Below are 17,821 nucleotides of genomic sequence, written 5' to 3' on the forward strand. Positions count from 1 at the left end.
TGCCGGAAATAAATAATTCCTCCATCCTGCTTGTCTTTGTGCCCGTCTACCGCGTTGCCGCCACCGGCACATATTCCCGATATGCACCGGTGGCGGCGCCTTGTAGGCGACCCCAAATCCGGCGCGATCTGGGAGAATTATTTATTTCCGGCAACCTTACCGCGAATAGCCTTGAAAGCCAAGGCCTTACTGACAAGTGCGGTGGCCCAAGAGGGTGTTCCCAGGGCATGAATGTGCGTATAAGTGGCAAGAACATTCTTATGACAGACGCCGTCGCGTCCATCCAGGACACCAGTTCCCCGCTCCATGCGAAAGGCCAGCTGCTCGGCACTGCCATGCCAAGCCTTGACGCTGGAGTAGTGAAATTCATGGCCCAACAATGTACTGCCCGGCGCATAGAACGGGTTCGGCCGATCCACCTGAACGATGGTGTAGCCGTGACCCTGGGGACGCTTGGAAAAGCCGAATACCGCAGGCAGGACACCGGTCATCTCGAACGCTCCCTCCGCCAGTACAAGGCGCTCACCCAGGTACATGAGGCCGCCGCATTCAGCGTAGATGGGCAGTCCCTGTTCGGCGAGGGCGCGCAGTTCGGTTTTAAAGGAGACATTGGCTTCCAGCGCGCGGGCGTGGTTCCGAACCGCCCCCAATGTAAAGGGCATCCAGGGGAGGAAGGTGCGCCGCCGTCAAGGGGCTGGTAAATACCAGCCTTGCGCCGGCCGCTTCCAAGGCCTCCAGGTTTTCCGGGTAGTAAAACTGAAAAGCGGCGTCACGAAGGATGCCTATCACGGGGCGATTTCCGGAAGGCGCTGATGTCTCGGCGCTTTTGGCGGCGGCAAGGTCGCCAAGGGGAGATGCTGTTTCGGCGAGTTGGAGGATGCGCTTGAGATCCAGATGCGCCTCGGCGACCTCCTGGATGGCATCGATGGCCGGTTTGGCCCAGCTGTGCTCGGGGGTTGGCACCAAGCCCATGTGACGTTCGGGGAAACGTTGTTCCCTCAGCTTGGGTACGGCACCAAGGACGGGAATACCAGTATACTCCTCGATGCTGCGCGTGAGAATTCCCCGGTGGCGCTCACCGGCCACGCGATTGAGCACGACGCCACCGATGCGGACATCCGGATCGAAGGCAGTGATTCCGCCCACCACGGCGGCCATGGTCCGTGTGGTCTTGGTGGCATCGATACAGAGAATTACCGGCAGCCCCAGGAGCTTGGCCAGTTCGGCGGTACTGGTTTTTCCTTCGGTGTTGATGCAGTCATAAAGCCCCCGATTTCCTTCAATTAGTGCAAAATCGGCGGTTTGCGTGTGGGTGAGGTAGGACGCCAGAAGGGTGTCGGGGTCGATAAGGAAGGAATCCAGGTTATAGCAAGGCCGGCCGGCTGCCAGGGCAAGCCAGCCGGCATCGATATAATCCGGGCCTTTTTTGAACGGTGCGATGGCTTTTCCCAGACGCCTCAGTGCGGCAATGATGCCAACCGAGAAAATCGTCTTCCCCGATCCACCGCGTAACGCAGCAACGACGACTCCCGGGGTAGCCTGAGAGTGCTGGTTTTCTGGAGCCTGTTTCAATTGACGTGCACTTGACGATAGCAGTCCGGCAGATCCATCATGCCGTCGCGGAAAATCGTATCTTTTTTAGTCTTCGTGCTCGGCGGCGGCCTGCTTGCCCGTTCCGGGCAGGCCATACATGGACGTGCTGCCCGAAGACCAGTATTCCAAAACACTCTCCTCAACCAGCTTGTTGACGATCTTCTTGGCTTCGCGGGGTTTCATCCCCAGAATACCGGCCAGATCATTGAAGTAGAATTTGCTCTTGGTTTTGAGTTTTTTGGTCAGTTGTTCTACGATCAGCTTTTTTGCCTCTTCGTATTCCATGGTTAACCTCTTTTCGAAAGATGGCAGGGGGGGCGCATGGCCTCCCCCTGCACAGATTGGTTTATATCAAACCGAGATCGATTAGAACTTGAACTGCGTGGTCTGGCGCCAGGTGTAGTAGGCGGGATCACGGAAATCATCGATGAGATGATGGGTAAATTCAAGTTCAGTTTTTCGAAGAAACGCTCCCAGCCGATTCTCTCGGCCCAGTCACCCAAGCGCTCGTACTTGTTGGCGCCAGCGGAGTAGGCTTCGACGATCCGCTTGATGGTGTCTGTGGTTTTTCCCCAACGCGGAGGCTCATTGGGGATAAAGGCCACGACGACCTTGGAGAATTTGGGCATGCTGATACGGTTGGAAACCTTGCCACCCACCATGATGACGATACCGTCACCTTCCTGGTCGGCCAGGGGGAGCGAGGGGCACATGGTGTAGCAGTTACCGCAGAACATGCAGCGGTCCTGATTGATGGCAACGGATTTCAGTTCTTTGTCGCCAACGGTGACCTTGGCCGGTTTGATGGCGGCCGTGGGGCAGGCGGCAATGGCCAGGGGAATTTCGCACATTTTGTCCAGATATTCGTTATCGATGATCGGCGGTTTGCGGTGATAGCCGAGGATGGCGATATCGGAGCAGTGCACGGCGCCGCACATGTTCAGGCAGCAGGCCAGGGAGACACGCAACTGGGCCGGCAGGCGATGATCTTTGAAGTCATCAAACAGCACGTCCATGGTGGCCTTAACCGGTCCGGAGGCATCCGTGGCCGGGGTGTGGCAGTGGATCCAACCCTGGGTGTGGATGATGTTGGTAACGCCGGCACCGGTGCCGCCCACGGGGAACTTGAAGCTGCCGCCGTCAAACTTGCGGCTTTCCAGGTCCTGGATCAGGGGCTCGACTTTGTCCTTGCTGTCGACCATGAACTCGATATTGTTGCGGGTGGTGAAGCGCAGGTGGCCGTCGCAATGCTTGTCGGCGATTTCACAGATCTCGCGGATGTGGGTCACGGTCATCAGGCGGGCACCACCGACGCGCACGGTGTAGCATTCGTCGCCGCTTTCGGCCACATGCACCAGCACGCCGGGTTTGATGATTTCGTGATACAGCCATTTGCCTTGTTCTTGGCAATAACCGGCGGGTAGAACAAATCGTATTTTTGCGGACCGATGTCGGTGATCCGGTTTTCCATCGGTTTGTCGGGATTGTATCCTGAAGAAATAAATGCCATGGTGTATCCTCCCCTCTATCTCTGGTGATATTTTCTGAACTCGTTGATGTCACGCTGCCAGCCGCCTTCAACCTCCTCTTCTTTCCAGAAGATGTAGGGGTTGTGACGCGGTTCCTGAACATGCTGGGGCACCGGTTTGATATTGGTGGCTTCCAGCAGCTTCTGGAATCCCTGACGTTTGATCAGTTCACCGAGACGCTCACGGTTTTTGCCTTCTTCCATCCACCAATCCCAGACGGCTTCGATGATTTCCTTGATTTCGTCATAGGGTTCTTCGGCTTTGATGAAGGGCACGAGCAGGGAGCCCATCTGGGCACCGTCGAGAATCGGGGCCTTGGCGCCGGCCAACATGGAGAGACCGCGGTCATCACCGATGTGCAGGGCACGCGGCATGACGTTGATGCAGTGCATGCAGCGGGTGCACTCTTTGTTATTGATGGCCAGTTTGCCGTCTTCGTACTTCATGCAGCCCGTGGGGCACAGGCCGACAACTTCTTTTTGGATGTCGAATTTGCCCCAGTCGCGGCCGCTGTGGGCACCGGCATTGGGTGCGAACTCGCCGCCGACATAACCGGCAACGGCTTCCTGGTCGATTTTGATGTCATCTTTCCAGGTACCGACAAAAGAAAGGTCGGAACGGGCGATGGAGGCCACGCAGCAGTTGGGGCAGCCGTCAAACTTGAACTTGAACTTGTAGGGGAAGGCCGGGCGGTGCAGCTCGTCCTGATATTCCTGGGTCAGGGCGTAGCAGATGGCCTGGGTGTCGTAGCAGGCATATTCACAGCGGGAAGACCCGACACAATCAGAGGGGGTCCGCAGGTTGGAGCCGGAGCCGCCGAGATCCTGGTTGAAGTTGTGGGTCAGTTCATAAAAAATCTCTTCCAGCTGAGGCGTGGAGGTACCGATGAAGATGATGTCACCGGTGGAGCCGTGCATGTTGGTGACGCCGGAACCGCGGAATTCCCACAGGTCGCACAGCTTTTTCAGAAACTCGGTGGTGTAATATTTGCCGCCGGGCTGGTTGATGCGCATGGTATGAAAGTGGGCCACGCCGGGGAACATTTCGGGCTGGTCACAGTAACGACCGATAACACCACCGCCATAACCAAAAACGCCCACGATACCGCCGTGTTTCCAGTGGGTCCGGCCATGTTTGTAGGAAAGCTCCAGAACGCCCAGAATGTCTTCCACGCAGTCCTGGTTGACCTGAAATTCAACATTGTTCGGGTTCTTGGCCCGGCTTGCGGCTTCCTGCTTCAGATCTGACACGAAGCTTGGCCACGGTCCAGACTCAAGCTGGTCCAACAAAGGGGTTGCATGCTTTGCCATCGTTTACCTCCATTTGGATTGATATTAAACCGACCTGCCAATAGAAACGAGACGGCCCCCGGACAGGGGGATAAGGGTCACCTCCTCTCGAATTTTTTCGCTATATTTTAACGGGATTGTCGCAATCACGCGGTTTTCTTCAGTAAATATGCAAGGAGCAGGTATAGAATTAATATCCGCCTTTGTCAATAAAAAAGCATGGTTTCGCGGAGTTAAGCCCTTGATGGTGCCGATCTGGGCTTTTCCCACAAAATGTTGGGAACTTGCTCATGACAACATCTTTATGTGGTGTTTTTTACGATTTGAACAACCACGCGGCGGATCGAGGGACCGATCAGCCCGAATCGACCATCAGCCGGCGGAGGAGGGTCACATGGGCATCCAGATGGCGGTCGATGACCTGTCGTTCCTCACTGGCGGAAAAATAGGTGGTTTCGGTCAATTGCCGCGAGGTGCGCAACAGATCGCTGGTTGAAAAATTGTTGAAATAGCCGCGAAAAAAGCTGGGAAAGGTTTCGGGAAAGCCGCTCATTTGCGCGGTTAGATCGAGCCCCTGGAAAAACCCGGCGACCATGGGGGCCATGCATGCATCCGGAGCCCAGACCACCTTGCCCACGCCGTCCAACCGATCCAGGCGCATGCGCAGGCTCAGGTGCAGGAAGAAGAGGACCAGTGCCTCCAGCATGGCCACCTCGCTAAGCGTCTCTTCGGAGAGATCGACAAGGGGAACGGTGTCGCGAACCGTGATCAGGCGAACGGAAACCCGGTCTCCATCCGGCCGCACCACGAAATCACCAGCGGCATGGTGCCAGGGAAAAATATGGCGTGAGGTGACCGGATCGTAGCAGGCGGTGAGAATCATGGCCGCGTTTTGATACAGCTGGCCAGCCTGATGATCGGAAAGCCGGTTCGGTTCGGAAGCGCCGTCCCAGATAACGGTGGTCATCGAAGCGTCGACCGCCGCTGATTGCGTCAGGTGGAATTCATGGTACCCCTCGAACCAGCTGCCCAGAAACATGGATAGCACCTGCCATCGGTTAGTCGAATGGTGCCGGCAGCGTACACCTCCGGAACCCAGCCAAAGGGCCGCTGTTCGTTCAGCCAACCGAGGGCCTGTACTTCCCGGGGCAGGGCCTTTTGACCCTGTGCCGAGACAGCCACGTTGACGACGAAGGAGAGCGTTTGACCGGAAACACTGACGCAAAGGCGTGCAGATGGTAAAAAGCGCCGTGTTTTTCCAGAAAAATCGAGATGTCGCCAAGCGCTTCGCCATCGACCGGCCGTTCCAGGCACGCGGTCGCCGCCTGCCGAAGTCGCGCCGCATGGTTTGAAAGGCAAAACGCTGCAACGGCTCCGAAATAGTCTTCGTAGGTAATCGCCGAAGCAGACGGTCGCGACTTGCCGGTCAACCGGCCCTCGGGCAGCGCAGATCGCCACAGCGGATGATCGCTGCCGATGGGGTTGTCCGTTGAAGCAAGATAGTAGGCGAGTTTGGGCATATGTTTTGGCGGCACCCGAATCTATTTGCGAAACGGCTCAAGCTCCTTGAGGATTTCCGGCGCGACGTCGTAGCCCAACTGAGCGGCCTTGTCGGCGTGTTCGAGGGCAAGTGCGGGCTGCCCGTCTTCAAGGTAGGCAATGGCCAGGTTGTTGTGCGCCACGGCAAAATCCGGCGCCAGCTTCAGGGCTTTGAGGTTGGTCTCGATGCTTTCCTTGATCTGACCGTTCATCAGGTAGGCATTGGCCAGGGTGGCGAAGGCCTGGATAAAACGAAAGTTGAACATCGTCGCCTTTTCCAGGGCATTGATGGCCTCTTCCACCTCACCGCGCTGCAGCATGACAAAGCCAATGTTGCCCCATCCTTCGGAAAAACCGGGTTTGACCCTGACTGCCCGGCGGTTCCAATCCAGGCAGCCCTCAACATCACCCCGCTTGAGGCAGATGCCGCCCATCTGGACATATGCCTCGGCCAGGCCCGGGCTACATTCAATGGACATTGCCAAAGATTGTTCGGCCTGCTCGACCTTTCCCTGCCCAAGCAGCGCGACGGCAAGATTGTAATGGGAGTTGCCGCACTCGGGGTTGGTGGCGATGGCGTCTTTCTGCCTGGAAATATACTCTTCCACGTTCTTAGCTTTTTCCATGATCGGATCCTCTTTATGGTGAAGCGTTGCCGGGATGGCGATAAAAGAACCTGGGTAACGTGGCGGAACGGCCACTGTCAAGCAAAATAATCGTCCAAATGGCGCTTTTCCCTTGACATAAGATCCCAACTTTCTTAGTGTTTCAGTGAAACTGAAGCGCCCTGCGGCCGGATCTGGTTTCCGCCCCAGCGACGCCCTCACCCATCCACAGGAAACACTGCCATGAAACCGGAGATTTTCGGGGATTTTGCCAGATCAGGCGCCATTGGATCGTGTGCCGCTGCTGCCAAACCCCGGTATCGCAAGCGCAGCTTCCGGTCCTGATCGTCACACACCCCTTTTCTTTTAATTTTTCAGACAAGTTGAATTTTTCGGGAGGTAGCATGAAGCCAGTGTGTTATACCGCGATGGTGACCCCTTTTGCCGGCGAGGCGGTCGATGAAGTTGGACTTGCCCGGCTGGCGGATTTTCAGATTCAAAACGGCATTACCGGCATTCTGGCCGTCGGGACGACCGGCGAGAGTCCCACCCTGGGGTGGGAGGAGCATCACCGGGTGGTGCAGTTGTATGCCCAGAAAGCCGAGGGCAACTGCCTGTGCATCGCCGGTGCGGGAAGCAACAACACCAAGGAGGCCTTGTCGGCAACCGGCCATGCGCTGGACGCGGGCGTGGATGGCGTGCTGCTGGTGGATCCCTATTACAATGGTCCCAGCTCCATGGAGATCCGCAAGGAGTATGTCGCCAAGGTGGCGGCGGCTATCCCGATCTGTCCATCATTCCCTATGTGATCCCCGGACGTACGGGGGCCCAGTTGCTTCCCGAGGACCTGGCGATCCTTTTCAAAACATTTCCCAATGTGAACACGGTCAAAGAGGCCACCGGCGATTTGAACAACATGCGTCGGACGCGGGCCTGTTGCGGGCCCGACTACACGATTCTATCCGGCGACGACAGCCTGACCTTCGAGATGATGACCGACCCGCAGATCGCCGCCGCCGGTGTGATTTCGGTAATCTCCAATATCGTTCCCAAGGCCATGGTCGATTTGGTCACCCTTTTGGCCGCCAGGGAGACCGCAGCGGCCGAGGCCCTCCTGGCGGGCCTTCGGCCTCTCTTCGGCCTGGTTACCGTAAAAACGGTGGAAAAAACACCTTATGGCGAGGCGGTCTGCCGGGCGCGTAATCCGCTGGCCATAAAAACATTGATGCAGCTGCTCGGCATGCCGTCGGGACCCTGCCGGCCGCCCCTGGGAAAGATGAGCCGCGCCGGCCTGGACGTCGTGGTGGGTATCGCCAGGACCGTTCAAACGAAAAATCCGGAACTGTTCGAGCCCCTGGCCCGCTTTTTCAATATCGACATAGACGCTCGGCTAAGCGATGCCAGCCGCCTGGAAGAGCTTTATTATCAGGAATATTAGAAGACGGTAAAAGCATCGCCCGTTCCGGTCGTCTTGCGGAACGGGCGATGCTTTTTAGACGTTCAAATGAAGCGCGGCTTGAGCCGTGGTGGCGTGTCTGTCCGTTGGATCACGCCTCGGGATTGTGCCGTTCGGCGAAATTAGCGGCCTGTTCTTCGGGCGTGGTTTGTTTGAAGAGAACACCCTTGAGCCATGCCATGCCGAATTTCAACAACTCGATTTCGTCCGTGCGGATTTTTTCCTGCATGGCCGCATCCACATCAAAACGTTTCAGAAAAGAGCTTTCGAAGACGAATGCCCTGAACTTGTCGATATCGTAACTCACCATGAAAAACAGCTGCTTGGCCTTCTCGGTGAGTTTGATACTCCCGGGAAAGGAGCGTTTGCGGACCACCAGGTCGGTCCATTCACGGTTGACTTCATCGCGCAGGTCAACGCCTTGATCCTTTCGCCATTCGGCAACGGTCCACTGGGTCTCTTCCTCGAACCCCTTGCAATGCGGTTCGTTGACGAAAAAAAAGAACCCGTCATCGTCGGCCCCCTCCTTGTGCTGCAGGGTGGCGACCCCCAAGGGGTAGTAACGGCAGGATGACGGCCGGTCAGCATAGATGATGCAGCCTTCCTTGTCCTTGACAAAAGGGCAGGATTTGCGCTCGTCGTCCAACAGCTTGAGGGTGACCATGGGCAGATCTGTTTTTTCCAGCAGATGAGGCTCGGTATAAATGGCCAGGAATTCGTTGGACGGCAGGCCCAACCGATTTTTCATCTGGATGATGTCGAACGGGGTCAAAATGATGTTAATCCCCCGGCAGCACTGGGTAAAGCACGACACCCCGGGATGGCATTGAAATTGGAACCGGCTGCTGAGCCCCAGGCGCACCGGTGAAATACTGGCTGTTTTTTCCGCGTCGGTCATGGTGGAAGGTCCTTTCCTGAGCGTTGCACTGGTTGCGCCGTAATTACTGAAGGCCGGTATCAATGTCAAACAATATTGAGGGGCCGACGGTTTGGCATGTCGGCCCCTCAATACATCAACGTTTTGTTCTTGTTGTTCTTGGGATTATTTTACGCGGCCCTCGCGCCAGGCCTGGATCAGCTTGTCGTAATCAACGGTTTCCCCCTTGGGTTTCTCGTTGGCCAGCTTGGCCTTGGGTGCGCCGGGTTGGTTCAGCCAATAGGCCTCCTCTTTTTTGGGATTCAGCTTGGGCCCGCATTCGCCCTGGGTTCCGGAACGGGCGATCCGTTCCATGACCTTGTCCATCTCATTGGCCAGGTTATCCATGGCGGTATCGACCGTCACCTCGCCGGAGACCGCCTCGCCGATGTTCTGCCACCATAACTGCGCCAGCTTCGGATAATCGGGCACATTGACACCGGTGGGCGTCCAGGCCACGCGGGCCGGGCTACGGTAGAATTCCACCAGGCCGCCCAGCTTGGGTGCCCGCTCGGTAAAGGATTTGTCGCGAATGTCGCTGTCGCGGATGGGGGTCAGTCCCACATGGGCCTTTTTCAGCGAGGTGGTTTTGGCCACACAGAACTGGGCGAACAGCCAGGCCGCCTTGCGACGTTCCAGGGGCGTGCTCTTCATGAAGGTCCAGGAACCACAATCCTGTAGCCGAGCTTCATCCCTTCTTCCCAATAGGGCCGTGGGGTGAGGGTGCCATGCGCCATTTGGGAGTTCCGTCTTCATTGACCGTGGGCCCGGGTGCGACCATGCTGGGGACGAAGGCCGTGTACCAGAAGATCTGCTGGGCCACGCTGCCGTTGGCCAAAAACGGTAGGTAGGTGTAAAAGTCCATCCCCAGGCTGCCCGGGGGTGCATATTTTCTCAGCCATTCCATGTATTTTCGCAGGGCATACTTGGCCGCCGGGCCGTTGGCCGCACCGCCCCGGGCCACGGTAGCACCCACCGGACGGCAGCCTTCCATGCGAATGCCCCACTCATCCACCGGTTTTCCGTTGGGGATGCCCTTGTCGCCGGCCCCGGCCATGGAAAGCCAGGCGTCGGTAAACCGCCACCCCAGATCGGGCGCCTTTTTGCCGTAGTCATTATGCCCGAATACGGCCTTGCCGTTGATTTCGCGCACATGCTCGGTAAAAAACTCGGCAATATCCTCGTAGGCCGACCAGTTGACGGGCACCCCGAGTTCATAGCCGTAGATTTCCTTGAATTGCTTTTTGAAGTCGTCGCGCTTGAACCAGTCGTAGCGAAACCAGTAGAGATTGGCAAATTGCTGGTCGGGTAGTTGATAAAGCTTGCCGTCCGGACCGGTGGTAAAGGATTTTCCCATGAAGTCGTCCACATCCAGGGTCGGCAGGGTCACCGCCTTGCCCTCGCCGGCCATGAAATCAGACAGGGGGACCACGTACCGTAGCGGGCGTGGGTGCCGATTAAATCGGAGTCGTTGATCCAGGCATCGTAGATGTTCTCACCCGAGGCCCACTGGGTCTGTAGTTTTTCGATAACATCGCCTTCTTGGATCAGGTCGAAGGAGACCTTAATGCCGGTGATTTCCTCAAAGGCCTTGGCCAGGACCTTGGCTTCGTATTCATGGGTCGGAATGGTTTCGGAGACCACCTTGATGTTCATGCCCACAAAGGGTTTGGCCGCCTTGATGAACCACCCCATCTCTTTCATTTGTTCTTTTTTGGAAAGGGTCGATGGCTGGAACTCCTCATCAACCCACTTCTTGGCCGCCGCCATGTCGGCTGCCGCCGGACCTGTTGCCAGCGTGACCAGCAACATTGCCACGCCGCCCAGGAGCAATATTCCAGGTATCCGTTTTTTCATCAAACGTGTCATCGGTGCCTCCTTTTGTTGGCCTTCGTTGGGGGATAGGGGCAGCCCGCCTTCCCTTAAAGGCGAGGCCCCATGGGTTAGCGAAGAGATACAACACGGGAGGGCTTGCCCGCGCGGCCAAGGGTGAGCCGGATACATGAATCGGAAAACGGCGCCACGGATGCCGCGCATCATCCCCAGCGCATGACGATGATGATCCAGGCCACGGCGATCGGCATGGCAAACCACAGATTCCAGTCGCTCAAGCCGATCCAGGCCAGGTGAATGTAGGCGGTGCCCAACAGCCCGATAAAAAACCGGGTGCCCCGCGTGGTCGGTATTTTCAGGAAACCGGTACGTTCGACGGTCGGAGAAATGATCTCCCAGGCCAGCATGCCGCAAATCATCAGAAAGATAGCCGAAAAAAAGATCGCTGACGGGACTGTCCAGTACATCCAATCCAAACGCATCTGACCCTCCCTAGACACGGCCCAGGGCAAAGCCCTTGGCCAGGTGGTTGCGCACAAACCAGATGACCAGCGCGCCCGGCACAATGGTCAAAATGCCGTTGGCGGCCAAAAGCCCCCAATCCAGGCCGGTGGCACTGATGGTACGGGTCATGGTGGCGACGATGGGTTTGGCCGCGGTAACGGTCAGCGTACGGGCGAAAAGCAGTTCGACCCAGCTGAACATGAAGCAGAAAAATGCCGTCACCCCCACGCCGGCGCGGATCAACGGCAAAAACAGGGTGAAGAAAAAGCGGGGAAACGAATACCCGTCGATGAAGGCCGTTTCGTCAATCTCTTTGGGAATGCCGGACATAAACCCTTCCAGAATCCACACCGCCAGCGGAACGTTGAACAGGCAGTGGGCCAGGGCCACGGCGATATGGGTGTCGATCAGCCCGAAGGTGGAGTACAACTGAAAATAGGGCAGCAGGAAAACCGCTGGCGGGGCCATGCGGTTGGTCAACAGCCAGAAAAACATCTGCCCGTCCCCGAGAAATTTATAGCGCGAGAAGGCATACGCCGCCGGCAGGGCAAAGGCCAGGGAGATGATCGTGTTGAGACTGACATAAATCATGGCGTTGATGTAACCCGAGTACCAGGTCGGATCGGTGAAGACCTTGATATAATTCTTGAACGTCAGGTTCTCCGGATAGAGGGCGAAAGTACTCAGGATGTCCGCGTTGCTGCGCAAGGACATGTTCAACATCCAGTAGATGGGTATCGCGATCAGCACGAAATAGAAAATCAGGGCGGCGGTTTTGATCTTCATGATGCCTTTTCTCCTTTGCCGACATTCAGGAGGGCCTGGTAGAAAATGAAGCTGAACAGAAGAACGATGAGAAAATAGATCAGCGAAAAAGCGGCTGCCGGCCCCAGGTCAAACTGGCCGGTGGCCAGCTTGACCAGGTAAATCGAAAGAAACGTGGTCGAATTGCCCGGTCCCCCGCCGGTCAGGGCGAAGGGTTCGGCATAGATGAGAAAACTGTCCATCCAGCGCAGCAACACGGCGATGGTGAGCACGCCACGCATCTTGGGCAACTGGATGTAAAGAAAAACCGCCCACTTGGAGGCGCCATCGATTTTGGCGGCCTGGTAGTAGGCTTCGGGGATGGCGCGCAGGCCGGCATAGCAGAGCAGCGCCACCAGCGGGGTCCAGTGCCAGACCTCCATGGCCATCAGGGTGATCCAGGCGTAGGAGGGCCGGGCCGTGTGATCGAAGGGGACATCAAGCAGGTTGAGGCTGTTGATCCCCACGCCGAAAAGGCCGATGTCCGGACGGGTGAAGATGATCCAGATGGTGCCGATCACGTTCCAGGGAATCAGCAGCGGAATGGCCAGAATCACGAGACTGGCCGACACCCCCCACCCTTTTTTGGGCATGGCCAGGGCGATCAGGATGCCCAGGGGAATCTCGATCAGCAGCACCAGTCCCGAAAAAAGAAATTGGCGCGCCAGGGCGTCGTGCAGGCGTTTGTCGGTCAACATCTCCTTGTACCATTCCGTGCCGACGAACACCGCGTTTCCCGGGCCGAAAATATCCTGCAGGGAGTAGTTGACCACGGTCATCAGCGGGATGATGGCGCTGAAGGCAACAATCACAAACACCGGCAGCACCAGGAACCAGGCTCTGTTGTCTTCCCATTTTTCCATGGGAGAGTCCTCCTACCCGACCAACCGTTCGTCGGCGAACAACTTGGTGTGCTCCGGTGGAAACCTCAGCCATGCACGGCCGGCGGGTACCGGATGATCTTCAGGAATGCGGATGTTGACGGTATATCCTTCGAAGCGGGTGGTGATGACCTTGAAGCTGCCCTGATCTTCCACCGTTTTGATGGTCGCGGGGACGCCACCCGCGATGGCGCGATCGTGAAGTTCCAAATGCACGGGCCGGATGCCCAATTCGAGCTTGCCCGGACGGGTGGCCGCGGCCGAGGCGGTTTGCGGGGAGACCGCGATGGCCGTTTGGCCCACCGTTGCCGTTTCACCCGTAATGGTGCAGGGTAAAAAGTTCATTCCCGGGCTGCCGATGAAATAGCCGACAAATTTGTGCGTGGGGTTTTCAAACAGGGTTTGCGGTGTGCCGACCTGAACGATTTCTCCGTCGACCATCAGCATCACCTGCTCGGCAAAGGTCAGGGCTTCGACCTGATCGTGGGTGACGTAGATCAGGGTCAGCTTCAGTTGTTCGTGAACCTCCTTGAGTTTTCGCCGCAGATGCCATTTCAGGTGCGGGTCGATGACGGTCAGGGGCTCGTCGAACAGCACCGCCGCCACATCGCTGCGCACCAACCCGCGTCCCAATGAGATCTTCTGCTTGGCATCGGCGCTCAGACCCGCTGCCTTCCTGTTCAGATCCGGGGTCAGGTCGAGCATCTCCGCCACTTCGCGGACCCGTGCTTCGGCATCCTGCCGGCGGTAGCCCCGGTTTTTCAGCGGAAAGGCCAGATTGTCGAAAACGCTCATGGTGTCGTAAAGCACGGGGAACTGAAACACCTGGGCGATGTTGCGTTTTTCGGGCGGCAGGGCCGTCACCTCCCGGCCGTCGTAAAGCACCCGTCCCCGGCTTGGCCGGAGCAGTCCGGAAATCACGTTGAGCAGGGTGGTCTTGCCGCAACCCGAGGGGCCGAGCAGGGCATAGGCCCCGCCGTCCTGCCACACCGTATTGATCTCCTTGAGGGCGTAATCCGCCGGCCTTTCGGGGTTCGGCTGGTAAGCGTGGGCGATCCGGTCGAATTCAATGCGCGCCATGGACACCCCCCGTTGCCGGTTGGCTGCATGATGCGTTATCCGACGGGGCGGTCACCAGGTGTCCGTCGGGAGCATAGGCGAATAGGTGGCAGGGGTTGACGAAAATGGCGATCGGCTGTCCCATGCCAATGGCATGGACCCCATCTTGCTGAACCACGAATGAACGCCCGCCGTGATTGACGTAGATAAAGGTTTCCGAGCCGTTGATTTCGGCCAGTTCGACAATGCCGTTGATTTCGATGTCATCCGCGGCCTGTCGTGAAAGCCAAAGGTGGTTGGCACGGAAGGCAAAGTGATACTTCCCTGGCGCCAAGCCGGCCAGATGGCCGGTCAGGGGGATGGGGATGTTCTCTCCCATTTGGGCCGCGCCATCGGCCACCCGGCTGTCCAACGCATTGATCGGCGGGTCGCTGAACACTTCGGCCACCCTGAGACGATCGGGGTGTTGGTAGACCTTTGCCGTGGGACCGGTTTGAAGCACCCGCCCCTCATCGAGCACGGCAACCTGGCCGCCGAGCATCAGGGCTTCTGAGGGTTCGGTGGTGGTGTAGACCACGATGGCCTCCCGGCGCTGGAAGATCTCCTGCAATTCAGCCTGAGTTCCTCGCGCAGTTTGTAATCGAGGTTGACCAAGGGCTCGTCGAGCAGCAGCAGGCGGGCCTCCTTGACCAGTGCCCGGGCGATGGCCGTGCGCTGCTGCTGACCGCCGGAAAGCTCGGCCGGCAATCGGTTGAGCAGCGTTTCGAGGTGGAGCATTTCGGCGGTTTGGCGAACCCGGCGGTCAAGCTCTTTTTTGGGCACCCCGCTGATTTTCAGCGGTGAGGCAATATTGTCGTATACCGTAAGCGAAGGATAGTTGATGAACTGCTGGTACACCATGGCGACGCTGCGTTTGCGCACGGAGACGCCGGTCATGTCCCGGCCGTCGATGATCAACCGTCCGCGGGTCGGGCGATCGAGCCGGCCAGGATGCGTAAAAGGGAGGTTTTACCGGACAGGGTGCGGCCGAGAAGGACATTGCGCGAACCGGTTTCAAAAGCGAGGTCAATATCGCGAAGGTGGGTTTCGCCGCTCACCACTTTGGTGACACACTGGAGCGTCAACCCCATGTTTGAAACTCCCCTCGACAGGTGCATGGATGCGTGACTGCAAAATTGAAATAGAGTGAATTAACTTCATTAAAAATTGATTGATCAAGAACTAAATCCTAACAACCAAGATGGGTTTTCGCAAGGGAAAATTAGTCGACCCAAGAACGATATAAATTAAACCAATTACTTTCCAAATCGAAAAATGCGTCCGGGATGGCAACCCTTACCAGGCAGGGCGGAACACCTCGGTCCATCGAAGGCGGGTACGGCGGCGTATGATTTATGAAAACAGTGGATGTTGATGGGTTTCAGACCACGTGGAGGGTCACCTCGGCGGCGGCGATGATTTCCGCGAGACCGGCGGGGGGCTGGCGATCGGTGAACAGTTCGTCGATTTCGGCGATATTGCCCAATCGGACCATGGCGTTACGGCCGAACTTGGTGTGGTCGGCGGCCAGGAAAATCTTGCGGGAGTTGTCGATGATGGCCCTGGCGGCACGAACCTCGCGATAGTCGAAGTCCAAGAGGGTCCCATCCAAGTCAATCCCGCTGATGCCGATAATGCCGTAGTCCACCTTGAATTGGCTGATGAAATCGATGGTCGCCTCGCCGATGATCCCCTGGTCGCGGTGGCGGACCAAGCCTCCGGCCACGATGACCTCAAAGTTATCGTTCGCACTCATAATCGAGGCCACGTTGAGGTTGTTGGTGATTACCCGCAACCGTTTGTGGTTGCCCAGCGCACGGGCGATGGCTTCCGTCGTTGTGCCGATATTGATGAATAAAGACGCATTGTCCGGGATGTGTTTGGCCAGGAGCTGCGCAATGTTCTGCTTTTCCCGGAAACAAAGCACCTTGCGCTCGTTATAGGCCACATTTTCCGTCGACGTGGTGCTGGCCGCACCGCCGTGATACCGATACAAAACGCCTTGTTCGCTGAGGGTGTTGATGTCGCGGCGGATGGTCTGGGGGGTTACCGAAAAGGTCTGGGCCAGGGTGTCGATCGTGACGAACCCCTGGGATTGAACAATCTTTCTTATTTTTTGGTGGCGCTCGCGCACCGGTACGGCCTTGCTGATTGTGCTGGCGTCGGTTTGGGAGGAAGGGGTCGGCATGGATATTCCTGGCGGTGGGCCACCACCGGAGCAAAATCGATTTTTCGTTATAGAAAATAGCTGAGCAGGTGTTACCCAAAACGAAAATTATTGGATGACAACCACCCGGCCGTGTGGTATTTTTCAAGCAAGAACTAACTGAATCAACCGATAATATGCTTGAACAGCGTACCATCCGCAAGGGATTTTCTCAAGCGAAAATATGTTGTCCCGACGGATTGCGGGATATCTGGACCAGGCCGCCGAGGGATCAATGGGCAAGACGCTTACAACCCAGGTGCTGATCATCGGTGGGGGGGTCACCGGTACAGGCCTTGCCCGCGATCTGGCGTTGCGCGGCCTCGACTGTCTTCTTGTTGACAAGAAAGATATCAATGCCGGCGCCTCTGGCGCCAATCATGGCCTGCTGCATAGCGGTGCACGCTATGTTGCCTCGGATGCCGCCGCTGCCCGTGAGTGCGCCAGGGAAGGCGCGCTGATCAAACGACTCGCGCCCCAATGCGTGGAAGATACGGGCGGTTTCTTCGTGGGAATCAAGGGCGACGACGAAACCTACATCGCCGATTTCGCCAACCGCTGCCGGCAATGCGGCATTGTGGCCACGGCGGTCGATCCCAAGACGGCCCTGGAGATGGAGCCGTGCCTTTCAACCGATGTTATCGCCGTTTACGCCGTGGCGGATGCATCCATCGATCCGTTTAAGCTCTCCTTGGACAACCTTGCCCAGGCGCAGTCCCTGGGAACCCGTTACCTGGCGCACCACCAAATGGTCGGCGTTGAAAAAAAGGGCGCCGCATCCATAGCGTAAGACTCAAGGACCCCATCAGCGGTCGCCTAGTGCGGGTGCATGCCGAGCAGATCGTCAATGCCAGTGGGGCGTGGGCCGGTGAAGTGGCGGCCATGGCCGGCGCCCGGATCGACATGATCTATTCCCAGGGAACCCTGATCATCACCCAGATGCGTCTGGGCGAACGGGTGATCAACCGGCTGCGCAAGGCCGCGGATGCCGATCTTCTCGTGCCGGCGGGAACGGTTTCCATTTTCGGAACCACCGCCAGACGGATTGATGCCCCGGATCACTGCCGGCCCACCACGGCGGAAATCGATGACATGATCAGCGATGGGATGACCATGGTGCCCAAACTGGCCACCACCCGCTTCATCCGTGCCTACGCCGGCGTCCGCCCCTTGGTCAGATCGGGCAGCGGGACCGATGACCGCGCGGTGAGCCGGGGGTTTTCGCTGCTGGACCATGAAGCCGACGGGCTGGACAATTTCATCAGCATTACCGGCGGCAAACTCACCACCTATCGGCTGATGGCCGAAAAAGCCGCCGATTTGGTTTGCCTACGGATCGGCAACCCCACACCGTGCCGCACGGCCATCGACCCCCTGCCCCCGTCGGATCCGGCCCGGTACACGGAGCCTGGATTCACGCCCAGGATGTGGTTTAAAAAAAAGGATCCGTCCGATCTGCTCCTCTGCGAGTGTGAAATGGTCCCCATCAGCGTGTTCGAGGAGATCGCCGCCACGCTCGCCCAGGCGGGGCAGCACCCGGGACTGCTGGCGATGGGGCAACGCAGCCG

Annotated in this window: 22 protein-coding genes and 1 pseudogene; 4 read left to right on the forward strand and 19 right to left on the reverse strand. The window is 57.7% G+C overall.

Features of this window, described 5'->3' with window-relative positions; genetic code table 11:
- Nucleotides 1–137 precede the first annotated feature (137 nt).
- From JCM12296_RS01825 to JCM12296_RS01850, 7 genes and pseudogenes are all read right to left on the reverse strand, one after another.
- Nucleotides 138–1,572: pseudogene (locus tag JCM12296_RS01825) on the reverse strand (cobyrinate a,c-diamide synthase).
- 66 nt (nt 1,573–1,638) lie between these two features.
- Nucleotides 1,639–1,878 carry a dissimilatory sulfite reductase D family protein gene (locus tag JCM12296_RS01830; RefSeq protein WP_054689191.1) on the reverse strand — a complete coding sequence of 80 codons (240 nt, stop codon included), beginning with the start codon at nt 1,876–1,878 and terminating at the stop codon, nt 1,639–1,641.
- Between the two features lie 2 nt (nt 1,879–1,880).
- Nucleotides 1,881–2,948: a dissimilatory-type sulfite reductase subunit beta gene (gene dsrB / locus JCM12296_RS01835; RefSeq protein ID WP_281491898.1), complete on the reverse strand. Its 1,068-nt coding sequence runs from the start codon at nt 2,946–2,948 to the stop codon at nt 1,881–1,883.
- Nucleotides 2,949–3,118: 170 nt separating this feature from the next.
- Nucleotides 3,119–4,432 (reverse strand): dissimilatory-type sulfite reductase subunit alpha, encoded by a 1,314-nt coding sequence (gene dsrA, locus JCM12296_RS01840; RefSeq protein WP_054689193.1) that lies wholly within the window; start codon nt 4,430–4,432, stop codon nt 3,119–3,121.
- Nucleotides 4,433–4,766: 334 nt separating this feature from the next.
- Nucleotides 4,767–5,450: a hypothetical protein gene (locus JCM12296_RS01845; RefSeq protein ID WP_054689195.1), complete on the reverse strand. Its 684-nt coding sequence runs from the start codon at nt 5,448–5,450 to the stop codon at nt 4,767–4,769.
- A gap of 79 nt (nt 5,451–5,529) precedes the next feature.
- The gene (locus JCM12296_RS37730) at nt 5,530–5,931 is read right to left on the reverse strand and encodes a hypothetical protein (protein ID WP_157067297.1); all 402 of its coding nucleotides are present in this window, start codon (nt 5,929–5,931) and stop codon (nt 5,530–5,532) included.
- Nucleotides 5,932–5,952: 21 nt separating this feature from the next.
- A complete protein-coding gene (locus JCM12296_RS01850) occupies nt 5,953–6,576 on the reverse strand; it encodes a tetratricopeptide repeat protein (protein ID WP_172683727.1) in 624 nt (207 codons plus the stop codon).
- Nucleotides 6,577–6,959: 383 nt separating this feature from the next.
- Between JCM12296_RS01850 and JCM12296_RS48805 the strand changes: the two genes are divergently transcribed.
- Both JCM12296_RS48805 and JCM12296_RS48810 read left to right on the forward strand, forming a co-directional pair.
- The gene (locus JCM12296_RS48805; protein ID WP_306303934.1) at nt 6,960–7,364 is read left to right on the forward strand and encodes a dihydrodipicolinate synthase family protein; all 405 of its coding nucleotides are present in this window, start codon (nt 6,960–6,962) and stop codon (nt 7,362–7,364) included.
- Between the two features lie 23 nt (nt 7,365–7,387).
- Nucleotides 7,388–7,993, forward strand: a complete 606-nt coding sequence (locus JCM12296_RS48810) for a dihydrodipicolinate synthase family protein (RefSeq protein WP_306303935.1) — start codon at nt 7,388–7,390, stop codon at nt 7,991–7,993.
- Nucleotides 7,994–8,102: 109 nt separating this feature from the next.
- On the opposite strand, the gene JCM12296_RS01860 is transcribed toward JCM12296_RS48810, so the two are convergent.
- From JCM12296_RS01860 to JCM12296_RS01895, 12 genes are all read right to left on the reverse strand, one after another.
- Complete coding sequence (locus tag JCM12296_RS01860; protein WP_054689197.1) at nt 8,103–8,909, reverse strand: YkgJ family cysteine cluster protein; 807 nt, start codon at nt 8,907–8,909, stop codon at nt 8,103–8,105.
- 144 nt (nt 8,910–9,053) lie between these two features.
- Nucleotides 9,054–9,581 (reverse strand): type 2 periplasmic-binding domain-containing protein, encoded by a 528-nt coding sequence (locus tag JCM12296_RS41170; protein ID WP_218187926.1) that lies wholly within the window; start codon nt 9,579–9,581, stop codon nt 9,054–9,056.
- A gap of 34 nt (nt 9,582–9,615) precedes the next feature.
- Nucleotides 9,616–10,359, reverse strand: coding sequence for a type 2 periplasmic-binding domain-containing protein (locus tag JCM12296_RS41175; RefSeq protein ID WP_218187927.1), 744 nt, complete (start codon nt 10,357–10,359; stop codon nt 9,616–9,618).
- Entirely contained in the window at nt 10,314–10,796 is a 483-nt protein-coding gene (locus JCM12296_RS41180; protein WP_218187928.1) for a hypothetical protein, read from the reverse strand. The genes JCM12296_RS41175 and JCM12296_RS41180 overlap by 46 nt, the downstream gene beginning before the upstream one ends.
- A gap of 167 nt (nt 10,797–10,963) precedes the next feature.
- Nucleotides 10,964–11,242 (reverse strand): DUF2160 domain-containing protein, encoded by a 279-nt coding sequence (locus JCM12296_RS01870; RefSeq protein ID WP_213183382.1) that lies wholly within the window; start codon nt 11,240–11,242, stop codon nt 10,964–10,966.
- A gap of 10 nt (nt 11,243–11,252) precedes the next feature.
- The gene (locus JCM12296_RS01875) at nt 11,253–12,050 is read right to left on the reverse strand and encodes a carbohydrate ABC transporter permease (protein WP_054689199.1); all 798 of its coding nucleotides are present in this window, start codon (nt 12,048–12,050) and stop codon (nt 11,253–11,255) included.
- Nucleotides 12,047–12,931, reverse strand: a complete 885-nt coding sequence (locus tag JCM12296_RS01880; protein ID WP_054689201.1) for a carbohydrate ABC transporter permease — start codon at nt 12,929–12,931, stop codon at nt 12,047–12,049. Before JCM12296_RS01880 ends, JCM12296_RS01875 begins: the two co-directional genes overlap by 4 nt.
- 12 nt (nt 12,932–12,943) lie before the next feature.
- Nucleotides 12,944–14,029, reverse strand: a complete 1,086-nt coding sequence (locus JCM12296_RS01885) for an ABC transporter ATP-binding protein (RefSeq protein WP_054689203.1) — start codon at nt 14,027–14,029, stop codon at nt 12,944–12,946.
- On the reverse strand, nt 14,016–14,618 hold the full coding sequence (locus tag JCM12296_RS41185; protein WP_218187929.1) for a P-loop NTPase family protein: 603 nt from the start codon (nt 14,616–14,618) through the stop codon (nt 14,016–14,018). Before JCM12296_RS41185 ends, JCM12296_RS01885 begins: the two co-directional genes overlap by 14 nt.
- On the reverse strand, nt 14,549–14,965 hold the full coding sequence (locus JCM12296_RS41190) for an ATP-binding cassette domain-containing protein (protein WP_218187930.1): 417 nt from the start codon (nt 14,963–14,965) through the stop codon (nt 14,549–14,551). The genes JCM12296_RS41185 and JCM12296_RS41190 overlap by 70 nt, the downstream gene beginning before the upstream one ends.
- On the reverse strand, nt 14,962–15,138 hold the full coding sequence (locus JCM12296_RS41195; RefSeq protein ID WP_218187931.1) for a hypothetical protein: 177 nt from the start codon (nt 15,136–15,138) through the stop codon (nt 14,962–14,964). The genes JCM12296_RS41190 and JCM12296_RS41195 overlap by 4 nt, the downstream gene beginning before the upstream one ends.
- 290 nt (nt 15,139–15,428) lie before the next feature.
- Nucleotides 15,429–16,235, reverse strand: coding sequence for a DeoR/GlpR family transcriptional regulator (locus tag JCM12296_RS01895; protein ID WP_054689205.1), 807 nt, complete (start codon nt 16,233–16,235; stop codon nt 15,429–15,431).
- Nucleotides 16,236–16,488: 253 nt separating this feature from the next.
- Between JCM12296_RS01895 and JCM12296_RS46920 the strand changes: the two genes are divergently transcribed.
- The gene (locus JCM12296_RS46920; protein WP_172683728.1) at nt 16,489–17,043 is read left to right on the forward strand and encodes an FAD-dependent oxidoreductase; all 555 of its coding nucleotides are present in this window, start codon (nt 16,489–16,491) and stop codon (nt 17,041–17,043) included.
- 29 nt (nt 17,044–17,072) lie between these two features.
- Nucleotides 17,073–17,821, forward strand: a 749-nt coding sequence (locus JCM12296_RS46925) for an FAD-dependent oxidoreductase (protein WP_157067298.1), incomplete at its 3' end; no start/stop codon positions are given.

This window comes from Desulfosarcina cetonica JCM 12296, assembly GCF_001311845.1.
In the GTDB taxonomy this organism is placed as follows: Bacteria; Desulfobacterota; Desulfobacteria; order Desulfobacterales; family Desulfosarcinaceae; genus Desulfosarcina; species Desulfosarcina cetonica.